The following is a 3,058-nucleotide window of genomic DNA, read 5'->3' on the forward strand; positions in this document are numbered from 1 at the left end:
CGGTAGCACCTATGTCTCCAACCCCGGCGCCGGCAATCCGAATCTTCTCCGCACGGTGAAGTTCGAGACGGGCGGTTCGGTTGCGGTTGACTACACGCCGTCGACGCGCTGGACGAACGTTTACATGCCGCAGGTTCTGCATGCGGTGACGAAGCTGACGGTGAGCGACGGGCGCACGACGGCTGCGGTGACGGACTATGCTTATGCGGGCGGGCTTTACGATCCGAAGGCGCGCAAGTTCCTGGGCTACAAGACGATCACGGTGACGAAGCCGCTGGCCTGGGGCGAGACGACGCGTCCCGTGGTAGAGATCACCTACCGTCAGGACCTGGCCAGCTACGGGCTGCCGGCGCAGACGGTGAGCCGCGACGCGGCGAACACCGCCTCGAAGAAGGTGGTGGAGACCTATGCGGTCAATGCGGCGACCAAACCGTATCGGGCATTGAACACCCGGACGGATACGACCCTGACGGAAGGCAGCACTTCGCTGGTGCTGCGCAAGGATCGGATCTTCGACGCCTATGGCAACATAACCCAGCTGCGGGATGTCGGCCGTACGGACTTGACCGGTGACGAGACCTGGACAGTGACGTCCTACGCGCCAAACACGACGGCCTATATCGTGTCGCTGCCGCGGCAACGCAACGTCCGCTCGGGCGGGTTCAGCACCTCGACGGATGTGTATGAGCGGCACCAGGCTTTTTACTACGATGGTTCCACGGATAATGCAGCACCGCCGGCCAAGGGCAACCTGACGATCCTGCGGTCTTACAAATCTGTCGAGCCGACTTCTGCCTCCTATCTCGAATATTTTACCTTCGACGCGTACGGCAACCGGCTGTCGCATGTGGACGGGGTGGGGAACCGGACGGAATGGGACTACGACGCGACCTATCACCTGCATGTGGTGAAGGAGCGGGCGCCCAAGTATTTTGTGCTCGGCGGCCTGCCGGCGGACACGCGGTTCGTGACGAGCTACACGCCGGACTATGTGTGCGGCAAGCCGGCCTCGAAGGTGGACTGGAACGGGGTGAAGGAGACCTTCACCTACGATGCCTATTGCCGGCCGTACGGCTACACGAACGCCGGCACCGGCAAATACGTCAACACCCGCTATATCGACGAGGGTATTCCCGCGACCCAGTCGGTGGTGGTCTACGAACCGCTGGCGACCGGATCGGGCAATGTCTACACGCGCACCTATTATGACGGACTGGCGCGGCCGTGGCGGGTGCAGACGCCGCCGGATGTGGCCGGTGGAGCGACGCGTGTCACCGACACGCGCTATGACGCCCGCGGCAATGTGGGGCAGACGGCCGCGACCCGCTTCTCCAACGAGGCGTCCAGGTTGACGGTCAATTATTACGACTGGAATGACCGGGTGGTGAAGGTGGTCAATCCGGACGCCTCGCAGCGGACCTACGCCTACAACGTCCAGCCGGCGACGGCGGTCGGCGGCACGACGAACCTGCCGGTGATGGAAATGCGCATGTCGGACGAGGAGGGCAAGGTCCGCCGCACCTATACCGACAAGGACAACAACGTCATTCTCACTTCCGGAAACCTTTCCGGTACCTGGGTCAACGAAAGCCGCACCTACGATGTGATGGGGCGGCTGAGAGGGGTGCGCGATCATAGCGGTGCGACCTGGACCTATACCTATGACCTTGTGGGCAACCGGCTGACGGCGAGCGATCCGGATCTCGGCAACTGGTCCTACACCTATGACAACGCCAATCGGCTGGTGAGCCAGACGGATGCGCGTGGCGCGGTGACGACGCTTGCCTACGACCAGATGGGCCGGTTGCGGACGAAGTCGGTCAAGGGTGCGGGCGAGACGGCGGCGACGGTGACGGCCACCAACACCTACGACACGGCCGAAGCCGGTGTGGGCGCCGCGCCGTTCCACGATGTCGGGCTCTTGACGGTGTCCTCCAACGGCTTTGCCAAGCACAGCTACAGCCGCAGCCTGACGGGCTCGGGCACGAAGCTGACGACGAAGACGGTGATCGACGGGATCACCCACACGACGGTGGAGACGAGGGGCAGGGCGGGCCTGACGCTTGCGATCGCCTATAGTCCGGCGGCCGTCAACGTCGGCACGGCGTCGGCCCCGTGGACCTACAACATCTCCAACCGGCTTCTGACGGTGCCCGGCCATATCACCGCGGCAACCTATGAGGCGGACGGCCAGACGACCTCGATCAGCTATGCCAACGGAGTGTCGACGACGTTCGCCTATGCGCCGGAGCGGCGCTGGCTGACGCGGGTGACGACCAAGAAGGGCACCACGGTGCTGATGGACAATCAGTACACGGTGCGCGACAAGCTCGGTCGGATCAAGGCGATCACCGGGCTGACCACCGCCGACAGCTGGACCTACACCTATGACGATCTCGGCCGCCTGACCAAGGCCGACAATCTCGGCAACAACACGCTCGACGAGACCTACAGCTATTCGGTGACCGGCAATCTGACGTCGCGCACGAAGATGGGGACCTATACCTATCCGGCCGGAACTGCGGCGAGACCGCATGCGGCGACCAAGATCGGCACGAAGACGCTTTCCTACGACGCCAACGGCAACATGCTGTCGGACGGCACCCGCACGCTGGTGTGGGATCGGTCGAACCTGCTTGGAAGCGTCACGCAGTCGGGATCGGCGGTGACCTTCGCCTATGGACCGGACGGAGCGCGGGCGATGAAGACCTGGGCCTTCGGCAAGACGCTCTATGCCAGTGCCGATGTCGAGATCGACCGCACCACGCCCGGCGCGGAGATCTATACCCGCTATCCGCATCCCGACCTCAAGGTCACCACCACGGCGGCGGGGGCTACCACCAAGAGCTACCTGCACCGCGATCATCTCGCCTCGGTCCGGCTGGTGACCAACGACACCGGCACGCCGGCCGAGCAGACCGCCTATGCCGCCTATGGCCAGCCGACCAACACGGCGATGCAGACCAGGAAGGGCTATATCGGCGAACGCTTCGATGCCGAAACCGGCCTCATGTACCTCAACGCACGATACTACGATCCAGCATTCGGCAGGTTTATC

General features: G+C 63.7%; 1 protein-coding gene. It reads left to right on the forward strand.

Annotated elements, in window-relative coordinates:
- The coding region (locus ABK249_RS33675) for an RHS repeat domain-containing protein (RefSeq protein ID WP_348864913.1) at positions 1-3,058 on the forward strand (3,058 nt) is incomplete at both ends.

This window comes from Neorhizobium phenanthreniclasticum (assembly GCF_040066075.1).
Lineage (GTDB): Bacteria > Pseudomonadota > Alphaproteobacteria > Rhizobiales > Rhizobiaceae > Neorhizobium > Neorhizobium petrolearium.